This is a genomic window from Actinomyces johnsonii, from assembly GCF_006546835.1.
In the GTDB taxonomy this organism is placed as follows: domain Bacteria; phylum Actinomycetota; class Actinomycetes; order Actinomycetales; family Actinomycetaceae; genus Actinomyces; species Actinomyces johnsonii.
In genome coordinates this window covers 133,918-151,262 of the sequence record NZ_VICB01000010.1, presented here as the reverse complement: position 1 = coordinate 151,262, position 17,345 = coordinate 133,918, and the positions used below count along the sequence as shown (strand labels likewise).

Genomic DNA, 17,345 nt, shown 5'->3' with positions numbered 1-17,345 from the left:
CATCTCCGCTCACCGTCGCCTTCGCAGGTTCACCCTCTGCCTCGCGCATTGTCCCTACCGGTCGCGTTCGTAGGGTGGGTCGCGCGGTCGTACCCTCTACCCCTCGAACGCACGACCTAAGGTACGAACTCGCGGGGGTCGCGGCCGAAGCGAAGCGCCCGGGACGCAGCGACGCGGCTCAGTCCAGCTCGAGCAGGCCCCGGCGCAGCGCCTCGGTGACGGCTGCCGTGCGCGAGTCGACGCCGAGCTTGGAGTAGGCGCGCAGCAGGTGGGTCTTGACGGTGGCCTCGGTGATGTAGAGCTCGGCCCCGATCTGGCCGTTGGACAGTCCGCGCGAGGCCGCCTGGAGGACCTGCCTCTCGCGCGGGGACAGGGTCACCGGCGCCTCCACCCGGCGAGAGGATCCGAATGCGCCGTGCCCGGCGCCCCGCGCCACCCCTACAAGCCGGGTTGTGACGGCCGGGCTCAGCGCGCTGCGGCCCACGGCGGCGGAGAGCACGGCGGCGATGATGTCCTCGCGCGGGGAGTCCTTGAGGAGATAGCCGATGGCACCGGCCTCGACGGCGCGCAGGATATCCCCGTCGGTGTCGTAGGTCGTCAGGACCACGACGCGGGGCGCAGCGGAACGCGCGGAGATCCGGCGGGTGGCCTCGACGCCGTCGACGCCGGGCATGCGCAGGTCCATGAGGACCACGTCGGGGGCGAGCTCGGCGGTCAGGGCGATGGCCTCGGCGCCGTCGGCGGCCTGCCCCACCACCTGGAGGTCCTGCTCGCCGGAGAGCATGCCGACGATTCCGGAGCGCACCACCGGGTGGTCATCGACCACCAGGAGGCGGACCCTGCGGCCCTCCGGGCGGGGCGTTGAACACGTATGGGCGGGGCCTGCGGAGCTCGGAGCGCTTGCTGAGGAGGGGCCGGCGTCGTTCACAGGGGCATTCTGGCCTCGACAACGGTTCCGACACGCCCTCGTTCGTCGGGCTCCTGGAGCGGGTCGACGGTCAACGTCCCGCCGAGGGTCTCCACACGTGCCCGCATCCCGGTCAGCCCGGTTCCCTCCGGCGCACCTCCCGCGCCGACGCCGTCGTCGGCGACGGTGATGATCAGCTCGCCCGCTTCGGAAGAAGAGGAGACGACGACGTCGACGCGCCCCGCCCGGGCGTGACGCACGACGTTGCTTAGGGACTCCTGCACGATGCGCAGGACCGCGACCTCGAGCGCAGAGGTCATCTGGGCCGGCAGCTCGGCGACGAGGACGATGTCCAGACCGTGGTGCTCGGGGGCCCGGGTCAGGCGCCGCAGCGCGGCCTCCAGGCCGTCGTCGCGCAGGGCGCTGGGGCTCTCCCCGGCCACCAGGGCCCGGGCCTCGGCCAGGTTGTCGCGGCCCACGGCCTCGATCTCGGCGAGCAGTCCGTACAGGGTCCGGGCCTCACCGGAGTCGCTGCCCGAGTGCTCCGAGCGCTCCGAGTGCTCGGAGAGATCGTTGAGAGCCGTCTGGGCGAGGTTGACCACGGAGATGAACCCCTGCGCCAGGGTGTCGTGGACCTCGCGCGACCAGCGCTCGTGCTCGGCAGCGATGCCCGCGGCGCGCTCGGCGGCGACGAGCTCGCCCTGTGTGCGGGCCAGTGCCGCGAGCGCCTTCTCCTTGTCGGCCAGGGCGTGGATGGCCTCATAGCGGACGATGTGGACCCAGGTGACCCAGGTGCCCGTTACCAGGACGACGACGACCATGATGATGGAGTTGACCCACCACGCCTCATCGCCTCTGAGGTACCCGGCAGCGGCGAAGCCCGCCCCGAAGATGAGGTGCCCGACGACGGCGGTCCACCACTTGGTGTAGACCCACCAGATCATCGGCAGCACGATGAAGAAGCCCAGCAGTGCCAGCTCGGAGTAGGACACCAACGCCAGGCTGGCGGCGGCCATCGACCAGGTCAGAACGCACCAGACCCAACGGGGCAGATTGGCCCGATCGAGCGGCGGGTACACGCCTGTGGGGCTGTCCGTGCCCTCGCAGGCCAGGCGCAGCTTCCCGCGCAGGTCGCGCGGCCAGGACACCAGATCCTGCGTCTCCGGGGTCATCTGTCCACTGTATCGCGACGGGTGATGACGACGGCGGCCACGACGCCGCCCACGAGCCAGGCGGTCACGACGGCCAGGCCCTTGCCGGTCTCCCAGGTGCCGGTGGGTTCCACAGCGGCCGCGGAGGCGGGCAGGAAGGCTTCGCGCATGAGCTCGGCCGACCAGCGCACCGGCAGGATCGAGAAGCCGTGGACCATCCAGGCCGGCAGCTGGGACAGGGGTAGGAAGAGGCCGGAGACGAACTGGAGGATGATGATGATCGGCGTGAGGATCCCGGAGGCGGCGCGCGAGGAGGGGCAGCAGCGGCCGATGGCCAGGCCCAGGGCGGTGCAGGCTCCGATCGTGAGCACAAGGGCCAGGGCCGCCAGCCCCCAGGAGGCCGCCCGGGTGGGTAGGCTCAGCCCCAGGGCAAGGCCGCCGACGCCGATGAGGACGACGATGTTGAGCACGGACAGCACGACGTTGGCCAGGCACTTGGCGGCTACGTAGGCCCAGGCGGGTACGGGTAGGACGGCCAGGCGCTTGAGCTCGCCGGACTCCCGCTCGGCGGCCACGGAGATGGCCAGTATCTGCATGCAGGTCATGAGCACGCCCATGGTGATCATGGCCGGCAGCATGTACTCGCCGAAGGTGATGCCCCCGTTCATCTCGCCGGGGAAGACGGCGTTGAACAGGATGAGCATGAATAGGGGGTAGAGCAGCCCCATAACGAAGGCCATGGGCTCGCGCACGAAGCCGACCAGGCTCGCCCAGGACAGGGTCAGGACGGCGGCCGCCGCACTGCCGGGCCGTTGGACCGTCCGGGTCCCCCTTGCGGCGGGGGTGCGCGGGTTGAGGGCGGCGGTAGTCATCAATGCTCCTCGTGTCGAAGACTGGTGGAGGTTCAGCCGATGTGGTGGCGGGAGACGAGCTCGAGATAGTGGTCCTCGAGGCTCGGGGTATGAACCTGGAGCCCGGGGACCTCGCCGTCAGGACCGGTGAGGCGGTCCATGAGGCCCCGGACGACGCAGGTGGGCGTCGCGGTGGACTCGGTGCGCTCGGCGCCGTCCTCGATCCAGCTGACGGTGCGCTTGCTGCCGGCCTGGCGGGCAAGGGCCTCGGGGGTGCCGTACTCGACGACGCGGCCGCCCAGGATGATGGCGACCTCGTCCGCCAAGTGGGCGGCCTCGTCGAGGTAGTGGGTGGTCAGCAGGACGGTGGTGCCGTCGGTGCGCAGATCCTTGACGAGGTCCCAGAAGACGTGGCGGGCCTCGGGGTCGAAGCCAGTGGTGGGCTCGTCGAGGAACAGCAGCTCGGGACGGCCGATGATGGCCAGGGCGACGTCGAGGCGGCGACGACGCCCTCCGGACAGGCGCGAGGCGCGGGTACCGGCGTCGTCGGACAGCCCGACGCGGTCGATGGTCTCGGCGGCGTCGGCAGGCCGGGAGAAGAAGCGGGCAACATGGCCGACGGCCTCGGCAACGGTGAGGTCCTTGAGGTCGGCGGAGGTCTGCGAGACGACGCCGATGCGGGCGCGCCAGGCACGCGAGGCCCGCCCGGGGTCCTCCCCCAGGACGGAGACGGTGCCGCCGCCGCGGCGGCGCAGGCCCTGGAGGATCTCAACGACGGTGGTCTTGCCGGCGCCGTTGGGCCCCAGGAGGGACAGGACGGTGCCGGCCGGGACAGTGAGATCCAGGTTCTCAAGGACGCGCTTGTTCCCGTAGGACTTGGTCAGGCCACTGATCTGGACGGCGGGGAGCTGCGACATACCTCCAGTGTGTGAGCTGGATCGCAGCCCCGGTAGCGACCGGTCGGACCACGCGGTTGTCCACCGTTCGGTGGACAACCGGTCTGCGGCGAATGCGCGTCAACCTACGTCTTCAGACCGGTGCATCCGAGCGCAGACCCCGCTCCTCGACCCTTGCGCGCCAGTCAATGCCGTCATATCAGGGCGATGGCGCACCGTGCCACAGATCATCGCACGGCATTGCTCCCGCCACCCCGCACCGCGGGTCGGCGCAGGCTCGTGCGGCGGGCCGCCGTCCGGCACGCCTCCACGAGGACGTCGACGGCCAGCGGCCGGGGCCTCTCGGCGCGGGTGACCACCTCGACCCGCCGGTGCTCACGGGTCAGCGGACGCACCTGAACCCCCTCGTGCCGGTAGGCACTCAGCGCCATCCCGGGCAGCAGGGCCGCCCCCACCCCGGCGGCCACGAGCGCCTGCACGGCCACGTAGTCGTCGGAGGCGTAAGCGGTCTTGGGCGCGAAGCCGTTGGCACGCCCCACGGCGATGAGCTCCTCGCGGCAGCGCGCGCAGCCAGTCACCCACCGGCACCGGGCGCCGTCGGCGACGCGCGTGATGCCGCCAGGATGGGAGACCAGGTAGAGGACGTCGTCGAGCAGGTGCACCGCCTGAAGCCCCTCACCGACATCGTCGTCGACGTAGGAGAAGGACAGGACCGCGTCCACCCGCCCGCGCCGCAATGCGTCGAGGGCCTCGGGCGGCTCGGCGTCGACCAGCTCAACCTCCAGCCCCGGGTGCTGCCGGCCGACGACGTCAAGCACCCCGGGCACGAGGGAGGCCACCGCGGAGGGGAAGGCGGCCAGGCGCACGCGCCCCGCCTCCGCCCGAGCCATGGAAATGGCCTCACGCTCGGTGCGATCCAGCAGGTCGAGGATCTCCTGGCCGCGGACCGCCAACACTCGTCCCTCCTCGGTGAGCCGTACCCCGCGCCCGGCCCGCGTCAGCAGGACGGCGCCGGTCGCACGCGACAGGGCGGCGAGCTGGTGGGAGACGGTGGACTGGCTGAAGCCCAGCGACTCGGCGGCGGCCGAGACGGTGCCGAGCCGGGAGAGCTCCACGAGGGCGCGCAGCTGCTGCACATCGATCACCCACTAAGTATGGCTCAAATCGATGGGTATACGTCAAAACATTCATTGGACCGATAGTGCAATCTTCATCATCATGAACTCATGACCGTAATCGACACCCTGACCCCGTTCTCCTCCCTCAGCCCCCGGGAGGGCCTCGACTTCGACGCCATCCTGCGCACCTACGAGGCCGTTTCGCGCGTCCTGCCCGAGACTCCCGCCTGGTCCTACCCGCTGCTCAGCGCCGAGGCCGGGGTCGACGTCGTGGTCAAGCACGAGAACATCCAGCCCACCGGCGCCTTCAAGGTCCGCGGTGGGGTGGCGCTCATGGCGGCGCTCAGCCCCGAGGAACGGCGCCGCGGCGTCGTGACCGCCTCTACCGGCAACCACGCCCAGTCCCTGGCCTGGGCGGGCGCCCGCAGCGACGTGCCCGTCACCGTCGTCGTACCGGCCGGCGCCCCGGCCCGCAAGGTGGCCGCGGTGCGTGCCCTGGGCGCCCGCGTCGTCGTCGAGGGCGACACAATGTGCGACTCGCTCGCCCACGCCGAGGCGCTCTCCCTGAGCGAGGGGATGCGCATGGTCTCCCCCGGCGACGAGCCGGCGATCGTGCTCGGGCACGCCACCGTCTACCTCGAGCTCTTCCGCCGCCACCGCGGTCTGCGAACCGTCTACGCCCCGGTCGGCTCGGGCTCCGGGGCCGCAGGCGCCTGCCTCGTGCGCGATGTCCTGGCGCCCGAGTGCTGGGTCATCGGCGTCCAGTCCAGCGCCGCTCCGGCCGCGCACCGCGCCTGGAAGTCCGGCAAGCCGGCCACTGTCCACAGTCACACCCGCGTGGCGGGCCTGGCCGTCGGGGCGAGCTTCGCCCTCACCCAGTCCGTGCTGGGCCGCAGCCTCAACGACTTCATCCTGGTCGATGACGACGACATCCAGCGCGCCGTCGGCCTCATGTCCACCCACGCCCACACCCTGGCCGAGGGTGCTGGGGCCGCGAGCCTGGCCGGACTCATGGCTGACCCCGCCCGCAGGGGTCCCTGCGCCGTCGTATGCACTGGCGGCAACGCCGACGACGGCGAGCTCGCTGCCATCGCCGGCTTTGCCGACTCCGCCGACTCCGCCGTCACCAACATGGCCCTGACCTGCTGAGCCGGGCACTACCCGTCGGACGATTTGGGGAACACTCCCCGTTGAGCAGGAGCGCCCGCCGGGGAGACACTCAAGTGAGGGCCGGGAAGCGCAGTCGGGGGCGCATACCCGGCCCTCCCCCTTGCTCCGGCGGCTGAACCAGCATCACCGGACCATGCCACCGCCACGAGTGAACACCGAGCGGACATGAACCGGCTAGGGCCGGCTCCAGCGCAGGTAGGCGACCGTTGCGGCCAGCACCAGGATGCCGCCCACCCAGAAGTGAGGCATCCACAGCAGTAGCCGCCACCAGCCGTAGCGCGAGAGCGGCTGCCCCGACAGGAGCCTCGGGATCGCAGGCGCCGAGCCGATCAGCCCGTAGGCCATGAGCAGGGCTCCCGAGATCCAGCCGAAGGCCAGGCGCATCCAGTGCGGCACCCTGATGACGTCTGGGCGCAGGAGGGCGAAGCCGAAGACGACGAAGCCCAGCTTCACCAGCCCGGAGACGAGGACGACCACGACGAACCAGGTGGGCCGCTCCTGAGCGAGCCGCAGGGCATCGCCCTGAAGGACCGTATCGACCAGCCATGGGGAGCCCAGTGACCAGGACACACTGATGCAGCCGAAGAAGGCCCACCACAGCATCATGGCGATGACCACCGCCCGTGAGCGCCCCGTCATCTCAGCAGCTCCTCCTCGGATCTACTCGGCTTCGATCAGGATCGTCACCGGCCCGTCGGCCTCCAGGAGCCTCAGGTCCGCGATCTTGCGGGCAACGGTGGCCACCTGTTGGGGGCCGTCGTCGTGCGTCGCCCCGACCAGGACCATGAGGCCGGGTCGGGCGAACTCCCCGACCACCTCGCCGTCAACCCGAACAACCGCCCGGTTAACCCGCTGAATAACCGCACGCATCAGCGACCACTCCAGTCACGCAGCCCTCGGCCGCCATCGCGCCCCGGGCGACGCTGCGAGGCCCGCCCCGGGATCCGGATCGAAGAACGCCGCACGCTTGGTCATGTCTCATTGTCGCCCCACAGCAGTCACCCCGTCCATGGGCGGGACAGACCGCAAGGGCCAGCCCGGCTCAGCCGACGGCGTCGAGCACGGGGGACAGGGCGTCTAGCAGCGGGTCGAGGTCCTCCTCCCCAGTGGCCGTCTCGAGCTCGCCGATCTGGATGCCGACGACCTCGCCGCGGGCGAGGACCTCGGCCGCCTGGCGCAGCTCGGCCAGGCTCAGGCCTCCGCCGACGAGGTAGTCGGTCGGCACGACACCGGGCTCCAGCACGTCGCAGTCGATGTGGATGTAGACGGGCCTGCCGTCCACCACCCGCCCGAGCCGCTCAGCGAAGCCCTCTCCAGGCCCGACGAGGGGGATGCCCGCACCCTCGATGAGATCGGCCTCGGGCGGGTCGATGTCGCGCACCCCGGCCAGGACCACGTTGTCCGTGCCCAGCCCGGCGCCGAGTCCGGAGTCCCACAGCCCCAACGGTCCGGACAGGGCCAGGCCGCCGAGGTAGCCGCTCGGCGTGCTCTCCGGGAAGTTGAGGTCGGCGTGGGCATCGAACCACACGACGAGCGCGTCGGGCCGGTTGGCAGCAACGACGGGCAGGGTCGCCAGCGCCCCGGCACAGCGGCTCAACGCGGTCACCGGCACGGCAGAGCCGGCCCACAGCGCCTCGTAGTGGGCCGCGAGCGCCTCCAGCTCGTCGCAGGCGGCGTCGAGCTCGACCTGCCAACCCACGCTCAGTGCCGGGCGGGGTGATCCGATGACGACGGGCTCGACGTCGTAGCGCCGCGCCAGGGCAGCGGCCAGGCGCGGCGAGGCCGCCATGGCTCGGTCGTTGTGGTCGCCGATCCTCCCGGCGACGTGGGTGACCACGACCCTCTCTCTTCTGGCCCCTGTGGTCATCTCCGGCTCCTCTCGTTATGCGGGCCTCACGTCACCCACAACGCTACGGACCGACGGTGCCGTGCCTCAATCACCGAGGAGGAGCCGCAGCCCCCCGCCTCCCATCACGACTATGGGCCGATGTCTGCACACCGGTCGCCGACGTCGCGGTCGCACCTTGGGACGCGCGCTCGAGGGGTAGAGGGTACGAACACGCGGACGCCTCACCCTAGTTTCGCAACAGCCCCTACTCGGCCTCGACCAGAATAGTCACCGGGCCGTCGGCCTCCATGTCGATCGTCATGTGGGCGCCGAAGCGGCCGGTGGCCACCTCCAGGCCGCGCCCGCGCAGGTCCTCGGCCACCGCCTCCACCAGGGGCTCGGCCACCTCACCGGGAGCCGCCCTGTTCCAGGTGGGGCGCCGCCCCTTGCGTGTATCGGCGTACAGGGTGAACTGGGAGACGACGAGCACCGGCGCACCGGCATCGGACACCGAGAGCTCTCCCTCCAGGAGCCTCAGGTCCGCGATCTTGCGGGCCACCGTGGCCACCTGCGTGGGGCCGTCGTCGTGCGTGGCCCCGACCAGGACCATGAGGCCGGGCCGGGTGATCTCCCCAACCACCTCGCCGTCGACGCGAACGGCGGCCCGGCTGACCCGCTGTATAACTGCGCGCATCAGCGATCAGAGCTCCAGTCGCGCGGCCCTCGGCCGGCGCGCCCACCTCGCCCGGGCCGGCGCTGCGAGGCCCGCCCCGGGATGCGGATCGAGGAGCGCACCCGCACAGGCGCCAGCGCCTGCAAAGCAGGGCGTACATCCGCCAGGTAGACAGCGCTGGCCACCACGGCCAGCAGACCGATGAACGACACTCCTGTCGACGCCCCCTTACCGTACGTGATGGCCCAGTACCAGTGCCAGTAAGCCTCATACGCTTGGAAAGCCACCACCGCGGCCGCCACCACGTTGACAACGAGCCAGAAGTTCCTGCTGCGCTTGTCCGCCGCGGCGTAGTGCTGAGCCGGCCTCAGCGCTGAGTCGATGAGAGCCCAGACCCCGAGGACAGCCGCAAGGACCTGCGCTGCGCACCAGATCAGTGAGACGGCGAGAGAGAGGTAGTAAGCGATGAGAAGAAGGAGGCTCACGCGCCCCAGGCTACCGGTCGGTGGCCCGTGAACCCAGTGATACAGCCACGCTCAGCGAGAACAGTTGACGTCTCATGCACCCGGTAGCTGCTTGGTGACGCGCCAGCCGGCGAGAGGTACCCGGAGCCGGGAAACGCTCAGAGCCGCAGGCCCTTGCGCAGCCCGGCGCCGGGGCGCTCGGCGGGGCTGGCCTGGGCGCGTCCCTCGGGAGAGACCAGTAGCTCCTGGGCGGCGTCGACCCGCCCGACGGCGATCGTCTCGCCGGTGGCCTCGTCGACCTCGGTGATCTCCACGGTCAGTTGCTCGCCCGCGGGCACGGCGCGGCGCAGCAGGGCCAGGGCGATGGGGCCGAGCTCGTGGTGGCGCGCCACGGAGGTCACGGCGCCCACGGTCCTCTCCCCCATGCGCACGCTCGCGCCCGGCTGGGGCAGACCTCCGCCGAGGCCGTCGAGCTGGAGCACCGCCAGGCGGCGCGGCGGGCGCCCCAGGTTGAGGGTGCGCGCGATCGTCTCCTGGCCCGGGTAGCAGCCCTTCGTCAGGTGCACGGCGGTGCGCAGCCAGTCCAGTTCGTGCGGGATCGCGCGGGCGTCGGCCTCGCGGGCGCGGCGGGGGCGGCCCGCCTCGATGCGCAGTGCCTCCCAGGCCAGGGCTCCGGCCAGGCGGCGGTTCGGCTCGGTCGCGAGGAAGGCCGTCGTCACAGCGCTCACGCTGCTGGCGGGCACCAGGACGAGGCCAGCCCGGTAGCCCTCGCCGGGATGCGGCCGTTCCAGTCCGACGTCGTAGCTCGTGCCGCCCTCGACGACGCCCGGCCACGGGTCGCGCCACAGGCCGATGAGCGAGCCCCGCGCCTCGGCACCGGCCGACTCCGCGGCGTCTGCGGGGTCAGCGGCTTCGGCGGCGTCGGCCACGTCGACCCGGGTGTCTCGCGCCGCCTGCGCAAGGGCGTCGAGGCCGTCCCCGAGGGCTCCCAGCGCCATGACGTCGGGCCGCTCAGCCACCTCGACGCGCAGCATGAAGCGCATGGAGTCTAGGAAGGCCGTGAGGTCCTCACCGCCGCCCGCCTCCGTGACGAGCCAGAGCGCGTGGCCGTCGTCGAGGGCCGCGAGCGCATGGGTGATGTGCCCTTGGGCGTCGAGCAGCAGCGCCTCCGCTCCGCCATCGCCAGGTTCCAGGGAGGTGAGAACCTGGCTGGACAGGGTGGTTAGCCAGCTCAGGCGGTCCGGTCCGGTGACGGCGACGACGTCGCGCGCCAGGGCGCAGGCGGCCCGGCCCTCGGTCAGGGCGGCCTGCTCGCGGCCGGGGTCGCCGAGGTGGGCGGGGACGGCCTCGTCGGGGTCGCCAGGAGCGGTGGCGATGGCGCCGGGGCGGCTCAGCAGTGGGGAGGGGCGCATCAGACTGTCGGCTCGGCGTCGTCGGAGGCGGGCTCGGCAGTATCAACGGGATCGAGGGCGGAGCCGGGCTGGGCGGCGGAATCGTCTAAGTCATCGACGCGGCCGAGGCGGCCGGAGGCGTAGGTGGTCACCTCGCTCTGACCGAAGGCGGCCATGTCCTGGGTCCACATGAGGTCGCCGCCCACGAGTCCGAACATGCGGGTCATCTCCTCCACGGGGACGGCGGTGCGGGCCCGGCCCACGGCCTGGGTGCCGACCTGGGCGCGCGGGCCCTGGATCCAACCTTCCCAGACGGCGACGTGGCCGGCGGGGTCGGCCGAGACGAGTTCGAGCCGGGTGACGGGGGTGAGCGGGCCACCGGAGTTCTCGGCGTCGGCGGTGGCTTCGGTGGTTTCAGCGGCGTCTGCGCCGTCCGGCTGCTCCTGGCCGACGGGCCGCCAGTAGGTGGTCTCGGTGGACCAGATCTGGGCGGGGGCCAGTAGGGAGGCGCCCTGGAGGCCGGGCATCTCGAAGTCGAGGTTCTTGGAGCGAGTGGCGTCGACCGTCCAGATGGTGGTGGTCTGGCGCAGGTAGGGGCCGCCGTCGTGGTCGAAGGTCATCTCCTGGTAGACGGCCTGCTCGGGCACGGTCTCGCCGTAGGTGAGGATGCCGTAACCGCGCCAGGTGCCGGCCAGCCAGGCCAGCGGGTAGAGTTCGGGGGCCAGGTCGTCAGGAAGGGTGAATGCCATGCCTGCAGCCTACGATGTCGGCCCGGCCCGCGACACGCACGCCGCCCGCACAGGCACCCCGAGCTCACTGTGATACGTGGTCGTCGAGCCAGGCCCTGAGAGGATCGACGGCAGCCCAGACGGCTCGGTTCTCCGCATGCACCTGAGAGGTGTACATCCAGGCATCGGTATCCCATTCCTGAACGACTGCTGCCCCTTTCCACCTGAGGAAGTTAATGCGGGGGTAGTCGATCGGCCAGCCGCGCGGTGCGTTCTTCAGTGGCTGGTCAGCGGTCATCCGCATGGCTCCGTAGCCGGTGGTGATACCAGTGGCTGACAAGCTGAGGTATTAGCCGATTCCGCCGGTGATGGTGCGGTTGTAGCTCATGGCGACGTCGACCCAGAAAGCAAGCCTCTCGTCGTCGGCGACGGCCTCGGGGGCGACGGTGATCCAGCCGGGCCCCATGACGCGCCCGGTCCCCATCTGAGCCCGCTCGGCACCCGGCTCGGCCAGGAGCGCCCCATGACGCTCGGCATCAACACGGACGAGGAGATCTCCGGTCTTTCCGGCGCTGACGATCATCTTGTCGTTGACCATGATTGCTCGGCCTCCGAACATGGAGACCTCGCGCACATCCGGTCCCTCATCAACCAGTACACGGACACGCTGAATGAGGTGGCGCTGTTCGGGTGTCATTGCTGCCATGGCTTCGCCTCCCATCGGCGATCAGTCGGTCAGGGGCTGCCAGCGGTCTGGTCCGGCGTCCCCGCCTGCGCCGGCAATCGCGAGGCGGGGCATGAAGTGGGCCCAGCCATATTCGTGCCCGCGGACCTCGGGCTCCGGCAGGTTGACGTGGCGCAGGTCCACACGCGTGCCGCCAGCGATCGGAGTCAGGAGGAACTCGACTCTGGACGCACCGGCGGGCAGCTCGTCACTGCCGGCGAATCCCCAGGAGACCACCACGCGCCTGAACGGCTCGACCGCAAGGTACTCACCCCGTACGGGATAGCCGGCGATATCGACCGCGAACCGGCCGCCCGGCACCGGGTCGAGATCTGCGTACTGCCCCATCCACGCCGTCATGCCCTCGTTGGTGGTGAGGTACTCGAACACCGCCTGCGGGGGCGCCTCGATCTCTATGGAGTCCCGAAACTCAGCCATGCTGCTTCTCCTCTCGCTGCTCGACGGCGGACTTGAGGGCCGCCAGCCTCTCGGGCCAGAAGTCGTCAAGGTAGGAGCGCACCGCCGTGAGTCCATCCGTGTTGAGTGCGTACAAGCGGCGCGTGTGATCGGCGGTGACGGTCGCCAACCCCGCCTTCTGAAGGGTCCGAAGGTGATGCGAGGCGGTTTGCTGCGACATCCCAACCGCCTGCGCAACGGCACCGACAGGCTGCGGCCCCGAGCGGATAACCCGCAAGATCGCCCGACGGTTCCCGTCAGCCAGCGCCCGCAACACCGCATCGACATCGATCGCCTCTGCTGCTCCCACGCGCTCCTCCTCAGATTGACGACCCCACCCTAACACAAACAATCATTTGTACTCATGTACTTTTGTATATAGAGCCGCGGGTCGGCATCTTACGGCGCGGATTCGGAAGTTGCGGGATAGCGCGCGAACCGTAAGGCGCGGTCGCGGGGACGCGGAACTCCAGATACGGCAGCGGGCGCGCAGACGGCGGAGGCCGCCGTCAGCCGGCGAGGAAACCGCCCATGAGGCGGGCGATCGCGTAGACCGGCACGCCCACCGACAGAATCGGCACGAGCGCGGAGGCCACCGCCGCCCGCCCGCCGGGCACCCACCGGTGGGTCCACAGGACGCGGTTGCCTGCGGCCATGAGGATCCCCGCCACGAAGCCGACAACGACGCAGGCCACGGCGCTTTGCAGGGCCGTGGCCGTGCTGATGTGGGACAGGCCGAAGAATCCGGCCGCAGCCAGCACATAGCCGGCACCGCCAGCGAGCAGAGCCGGGAGCGTGACGGTGAGGACCTCCAGTATCCGGGCGCGTACGTTGAGGACGGTCAGCACCGCGCCGACGAACAGGGCGAGACAGGTGGGCACGACGATGGCGGGGTCGGCCAGCCCCGGCTCCAAGGCGCACCAGGCCGAGCCGGAGACCACCACGAGGCAGCCCGCGACCGTTGAGGACAGGTCCTCGACCAGGTTGTGCCGGCCGTCGCGCCTCAGCATCTGGCCGACGAAGGCCACCAGGATCGAGAAGGCCATGACCAGGCCGGCCACCCCCATATCGTCGAGGAGGTAGACGCTGGTCGCAGCCGCCAGCCCGCTGATCGTCATGACGATCGTGCCGCCCAGGTCGTGCCGGGCGCGCACGAGCGCGGGCCAGCCCTGGGCGGCCGCGGGCACGAGGACGGCCACGAGTACGAGCCTGACCCAACCGGGCAGCACCGAGCCGACCGCCAGCAGCAGCGGCACGATGCCCGCGAAAGCGAGCCGGGTCCAGGCCGGGTCCACCAGGCCCGGCTCCTTGGGGCGATTGGAGGCGCGGCGGGTGGCGTAGCCCAGGTCCTCGGCGACGTCGAGGGTATCCACCGAGTCGGCCGAGCGCGCCGACGCCGCAGAACCGGCGGTGCCTCCGGAGGCTGCCGAACGGGCCGACCCCGTCGACCCCGTCGACATCGTGGTGCTGGGAGCCGGCTTTCCGGAGGATTCACCGGAGCCACTGGAATAACCTGCCCCGATGACGCTGGCCCAGTCCGTCGCGCCACGGACGTCCGCGGGCGCCGTAGGAACGGCGGCAGCGCTGGAGTCGGCGCGGGAATCACGGGAGGCTCCGCGGGCGCGCGCAGCCGGTTGGGCTCGTCGGTGATGGGTAGTCACAGTACGCATCGTCGCACACCCGGACGGTCGGCGGCCCCACTCCGCCGTCGCCCTATCCGGTCAGTTCCCACCCAGAAGATTTAGCTCTCGCCCAGGTGTGGTTGACTTGGCCCCGACAGTATCGCCGCTGCTCAGGTCGTCTGCGCCGGTGAGTCCCGGTCGAGAGCCCCGAAGGGAGCAGCCATGCGGATCATCATGTTCACTCGTGAGAGTGACGCCACCGACGTTCTGCCCGCAGCGTCCTTCCTCGACTCCCAGGTGGAGTGTCTTCCCCCGATTCCTTCCTCCTACGCGGAGGTGGACCGCGCCGACGTCGTCATGATCGATGCGCGCGGGGACCTGACCCGGGCCCGCGCCCTGTGCCAGCTCTTCACCGGACCCATGGACTGCCCGCCCATCATCCTCATCCTGGAGGAGGGCGGCGCCGCCGCGGTCCAGATCGACTGGGGCGCCGCCGACTTCGTCATGGCCGGGGCCGAGCCCGCCGAGCTGTCGGCCCGGCTGCGGCTGCTGCGTGCCCATGTCCCGGTGACGGCCGAGGCCGACGACGACCGCATCGACGTCGGCGACCTCGTCATCGACGTCACCGCCTATACGGCCCGTCTGCGCGGCTCGATCCTGGACCTGACCTACAAGGAGTTCGAACTGCTGAAGTTCCTGGCCGCCAACCGGGGCCGGGTACTCACCCGCGACGCGCTCCTGCACGAGGTGTGGGGCGAGGACTACATCGGCGGCTCGCGCACGGTGGACGTCCATATCCGCCGCCTGCGCGCCAAGCTGGGCACCGAGCACGACAACCTCATCGGCACGGTTCGCAACGTCGGCTACCGCCTGGACGCCCCCGAGGACGCGTAGAGGCGCAGCGGTCAGGAGCGGACCAGGGAGGGCAGAGGACTCCCCACGGCCGCTTGGCGGACACCGGGACGGCCGACAGCCCGGACCTGTAAACTCTTGGGCGGCGTCGGGCCGCGACGGGCCCCGGGCTCCAACTCAAGCCGCCACGAGCGGCATTCGCGCCGACTGGCGCTCTCCGGCCCGACGTCCTCCTCTCTCTCAATCTCCGGAGCAGACTGTCGCCCGCCTACCCCCTCGTGTCGCACCGCCGCGTCACGCAACGCACTAAAAGTGTCACTCTGGGAGGCTTTTACCTACTCGGCACAGGCTCCCGGACCGACATGTAACACGCTGACCTGCACAAACGTGAATCAGGGTGCGCTCACATCGGCCCCAGGCGGTCTGAAAAGCCTCCATTTTTGACATCTGGGCCCTCGTCCCTCAGCCGAAGCGGCCGGAGATGTAGTCCTCTGTGGCCTGCTGGCTGGGGGCGGAGAAGATCTTGTCGGTGGAGTCGTACTCGACGAGGTGGCCCGGTTTGCCAGTGGCCTCCAGGTTGAAGAAGCCGGTCATGTCGCTCACTCGTGAGGCCTGCTGCATGTTGTGGGTGACGATGACGATCGTGTAGTCCGTCTTGAGCTCGGAGATGAGGTCCTCGATGGCGAGCGTGGAGATGGGGTCCAGGGCGGAGCAGGGCTCGTCCATGAGCAGGACGGCGGGCTTGACCGCGATGGCGCGGGCGATGCACAGGCGCTGCTGCTGGCCGCCGGACAGGCCCAGGCCGGGCCGGTCGAGGCGGTCCTTGACCTCGTCCCACAGGTTGGCCCCGCGCAGGGAGGCCTCCACCAGGTCGTCGGCGTCGGACTTCTTGATGCGGCGGTTGTTGAGGCGAACGCCGGCCAGGACGTTCTCGGCGATGGACATCGTGGGGAACGGGTTGGGTCGTTGGAAGACCATGCCGATGGCGCGGCGCACCTGGACGGCGTCGACACCGGGGCCGTAGAGGTTGACGCCGTCGACGATGACCTGTCCCTCGACGCGGGCGCCGGGGATGGTCTCGTGCATGCGGTTGAGGGTGCGCAGGAAGGTGGATTTCCCGCAGCCGGAGGGGCCGATGAGGGCGGTGACGGACTTGGGCTCGATGACGACGTTGACGTCTTTGACGGCCAGGAAGTCGCCGTAGTAGATGTTCTCGCCGATGACGTCGATGCGCTTGGACACGTCGGTTCCTTTACCTGAGGTGAACGGTGGAGGGACTCTGAGGGCTCTGGCTCGCTGCGAGCGCTGTGGGCCCGGCGGCTCTGGCGGGGATCAGCGCCGGCCGCCCTTGGGGCTGAAGTACTTCGAGATGAGGCGGGCCGCGAGGTTGAGCAGCATGACCAGGATGATGAGGGTCAGCGCCCCGGCCCAGGCCCGCTCCATGGCGGCGGCCTCCCCGCGGGAGTACTGGTCGTAGACGAGTACCGGCAGGGTGGCCATGGAGCCGTCCAGCGGGTTGGTGTTGGTGCGGATCGTCAGGCCCACGGTGATGAGCAGTGGGGCGGTCTCGCCGATGACGCGGGCGATCGCGATCATGACGGAGGTGGTGATGCCGGCCACCGCGGTGCGCAGCACCACCTTGACGATGGTGAGCCATTTGGGCACGCCCAGGGCGTAGGAGGCCTCTCGCAGGTGGGAGGGGACGAGCTTGAGCATCTCCTCCACGCCGCGGATGACCACCGGGGTCATGAGGACGCTCAGGGCCACAGCGCCGATGATGCCGGCCTGGTAGCGGGGGCCGGCCGCGATGAGGAAGATCGAGTAGGCGAACAGCCCGGCCACGATCGAGGGGATGCCGGTCATGACGTCGACGAGGAAGGTGATGGCCCGGGCGATCCAGCCGCCGTTGTACTCCACGAGGAAGACGGCGGTGAACAGTCCCAGGGGCACCGAGATGAGGGTGGCGATCCCGGTGATCTGGAGGGTGCCGACGATGCCGTGGTAGAAGCCGCCGTTGGAGGCGTCGGCGCCGCGCATGTTCGTGGTCAGGAAGTCGTAGCCGAAGCGGGCCGAGCCGCCGGACAGGACCATCCACACCAGGGAGACCAGGGGCACCATGACGACAGCGAAGGATAGGTAAATGAGGAGGGTCACCAGGGTGTTGCGGCCCCAGCGATCGCCCTCGCGCACCCAGGAGACGGCCGTAGCGCCCACCACCCACACGACGGCGGTCAGGGTGACGACGGCGGCGATGCTCCAGCCGGCCAGCAGGCCGATCCCGCCGACGACGACGAACGCGGCTCCCAGCGCGGCCCAGATGAACCAGTCGGGCAGACGGTAGGAGGTCAGGGGCACGCCCTCGATGGAGGGCGGGTCGGCCAGTGGGTCGACGGGGGCGGCCGGGGCCTCGGCGGCCGCGAGCGCGGCCTTGAGGGACTTGGGCGCCCTGGCGCCGTCGGCGGCCGAATCGGACCTGGGGCTGGACGTGGGCTCGGGCGTGTTCGTGGGCGTCAT

General features: G+C 70.5%; 20 protein-coding genes and 1 pseudogene. 2 read left to right on the top strand and 19 right to left on the bottom strand.

Annotated elements, in window-relative coordinates; genetic code table 11:
- Nucleotides 1-178 precede the first annotated feature (178 nt).
- The 5 genes from FK256_RS07745 to FK256_RS07725 all read right to left on the bottom strand — a co-directional run bounded on the left by FK256_RS07745 (nucleotide 179) and on the right by FK256_RS07725 (nucleotide 4,950).
- Complete coding sequence (locus FK256_RS07745) at nucleotides 179-928, bottom strand: response regulator (RefSeq protein WP_141424344.1); 750 nt, start codon at nucleotides 926-928, stop codon at nucleotides 179-181.
- On the bottom strand, nucleotides 925-2,079 hold the full coding sequence (locus FK256_RS07740; RefSeq protein WP_141424343.1) for a sensor histidine kinase: 1,155 nt from the start codon (nucleotides 2,077-2,079) through the stop codon (nucleotides 925-927). Before FK256_RS07740 ends, FK256_RS07745 begins: the two co-directional genes overlap by 4 nt.
- A complete protein-coding gene (locus FK256_RS07735; RefSeq protein WP_141424342.1) occupies nucleotides 2,076-2,930 on the bottom strand; it encodes an ABC transporter permease in 855 nt (284 codons plus the stop codon). Before FK256_RS07735 ends, FK256_RS07740 begins: the two co-directional genes overlap by 4 nt.
- Before the next feature lie 32 nt (nucleotides 2,931-2,962).
- A complete protein-coding gene (locus tag FK256_RS07730) occupies nucleotides 2,963-3,826 on the bottom strand; it encodes an ABC transporter ATP-binding protein (RefSeq protein ID WP_141424341.1) in 864 nt (287 codons plus the stop codon).
- A 206-nt stretch (nucleotides 3,827-4,032) separates the two neighbouring features.
- A complete protein-coding gene (locus FK256_RS07725) occupies nucleotides 4,033-4,950 on the bottom strand; it encodes a LysR family transcriptional regulator (protein WP_141424340.1) in 918 nt (305 codons plus the stop codon).
- An 81-nt stretch (nucleotides 4,951-5,031) separates the two neighbouring features.
- Here FK256_RS07725 and FK256_RS07720 point away from each other — a divergent pair, with 81 nt between their 5' ends.
- Nucleotides 5,032-6,072, top strand: a complete 1,041-nt coding sequence (locus FK256_RS07720; protein ID WP_141424339.1) for a threonine ammonia-lyase — start codon at nucleotides 5,032-5,034, stop codon at nucleotides 6,070-6,072.
- Nucleotides 6,073-6,267: 195 nt separating this feature from the next.
- Here the strand turns inward: FK256_RS07720 and FK256_RS07715 are convergent, their stop codons facing one another.
- The 12 genes and pseudogenes from FK256_RS07715 to FK256_RS07655 all read right to left on the bottom strand — a co-directional run bounded on the left by FK256_RS07715 (nucleotide 6,268) and on the right by FK256_RS07655 (nucleotide 14,027).
- Nucleotides 6,268-6,732: a DUF3995 domain-containing protein gene (locus FK256_RS07715; protein ID WP_009234319.1), complete on the bottom strand. Its 465-nt coding sequence runs from the start codon at nucleotides 6,730-6,732 to the stop codon at nucleotides 6,268-6,270.
- Between the two features lie 51 nt (nucleotides 6,733-6,783).
- Nucleotides 6,784-6,963 (bottom strand): annotated as a pseudogene (locus tag FK256_RS07710) (D-aminoacyl-tRNA deacylase); the annotation flags it as partial.
- A 172-nt stretch (nucleotides 6,964-7,135) separates the two neighbouring features.
- The gene (locus tag FK256_RS07700; protein ID WP_141424338.1) at nucleotides 7,136-7,960 is read right to left on the bottom strand and encodes an arginase family protein; all 825 of its coding nucleotides are present in this window, start codon (nucleotides 7,958-7,960) and stop codon (nucleotides 7,136-7,138) included.
- Nucleotides 7,961-8,186: 226 nt separating this feature from the next.
- Nucleotides 8,187-8,615: a D-aminoacyl-tRNA deacylase gene (gene dtd / locus FK256_RS07695; RefSeq protein WP_141424337.1), complete on the bottom strand. Its 429-nt coding sequence runs from the start codon at nucleotides 8,613-8,615 to the stop codon at nucleotides 8,187-8,189.
- Nucleotides 8,615-9,079, bottom strand: coding sequence for a DUF2516 family protein (locus FK256_RS07690; protein ID WP_141424336.1), 465 nt, complete (start codon nucleotides 9,077-9,079; stop codon nucleotides 8,615-8,617). Before FK256_RS07690 ends, dtd begins: the two co-directional genes overlap by 1 nt.
- A 137-nt stretch (nucleotides 9,080-9,216) precedes the next feature.
- Nucleotides 9,217-10,470, bottom strand: coding sequence for a CAF17-like 4Fe-4S cluster assembly/insertion protein YgfZ (gene ygfZ, locus FK256_RS07685; protein ID WP_141424335.1), 1,254 nt, complete (start codon nucleotides 10,468-10,470; stop codon nucleotides 9,217-9,219).
- Entirely contained in the window at nucleotides 10,470-11,198 is a 729-nt protein-coding gene (locus FK256_RS07680; RefSeq protein ID WP_141424334.1) for a heme-binding beta-barrel domain-containing protein, read from the bottom strand. The genes ygfZ and FK256_RS07680 overlap by 1 nt, the downstream gene beginning before the upstream one ends.
- 64 nt (nucleotides 11,199-11,262) lie before the next feature.
- Nucleotides 11,263-11,517: a DUF2461 family protein gene (locus FK256_RS07675; protein ID WP_141424333.1), complete on the bottom strand. Its 255-nt coding sequence runs from the start codon at nucleotides 11,515-11,517 to the stop codon at nucleotides 11,263-11,265.
- A gap of 9 nt (nucleotides 11,518-11,526) precedes the next feature.
- The gene (locus tag FK256_RS07670; RefSeq protein ID WP_039894120.1) at nucleotides 11,527-11,883 is read right to left on the bottom strand and encodes a TfoX/Sxy family protein; all 357 of its coding nucleotides are present in this window, start codon (nucleotides 11,881-11,883) and stop codon (nucleotides 11,527-11,529) included.
- A gap of 21 nt (nucleotides 11,884-11,904) precedes the next feature.
- Entirely contained in the window at nucleotides 11,905-12,339 is a 435-nt protein-coding gene (locus FK256_RS07665) for an SRPBCC family protein (protein ID WP_021606584.1), read from the bottom strand.
- Complete coding sequence (locus tag FK256_RS07660) at nucleotides 12,332-12,667, bottom strand: ArsR/SmtB family transcription factor (RefSeq protein WP_039894110.1); 336 nt, start codon at nucleotides 12,665-12,667, stop codon at nucleotides 12,332-12,334. The genes FK256_RS07665 and FK256_RS07660 overlap by 8 nt, the downstream gene beginning before the upstream one ends.
- A gap of 199 nt (nucleotides 12,668-12,866) precedes the next feature.
- Nucleotides 12,867-14,027: a hypothetical protein gene (locus tag FK256_RS07655; RefSeq protein ID WP_034474440.1), complete on the bottom strand. Its 1,161-nt coding sequence runs from the start codon at nucleotides 14,025-14,027 to the stop codon at nucleotides 12,867-12,869.
- Between the two features lie 174 nt (nucleotides 14,028-14,201).
- Here FK256_RS07655 and FK256_RS07650 point away from each other — a divergent pair, with 174 nt between their 5' ends.
- Nucleotides 14,202-14,873 (top strand): winged helix-turn-helix domain-containing protein, encoded by a 672-nt coding sequence (locus FK256_RS07650; protein ID WP_021610406.1) that lies wholly within the window; start codon nucleotides 14,202-14,204, stop codon nucleotides 14,871-14,873.
- Nucleotides 14,874-15,293: 420 nt separating this feature from the next.
- On the opposite strand, the gene pstB is transcribed toward FK256_RS07650, so the two are convergent.
- A complete protein-coding gene (pstB, locus tag FK256_RS07645) occupies nucleotides 15,294-16,073 on the bottom strand; it encodes a phosphate ABC transporter ATP-binding protein PstB (protein WP_003781705.1) in 780 nt (259 codons plus the stop codon).
- Between the two features lie 90 nt (nucleotides 16,074-16,163).
- On the bottom strand, nucleotides 16,164-17,345 hold the full coding sequence (gene pstA, locus FK256_RS07640) for a phosphate ABC transporter permease PstA (protein ID WP_211343549.1): 1,182 nt from the start codon (nucleotides 17,343-17,345) through the stop codon (nucleotides 16,164-16,166).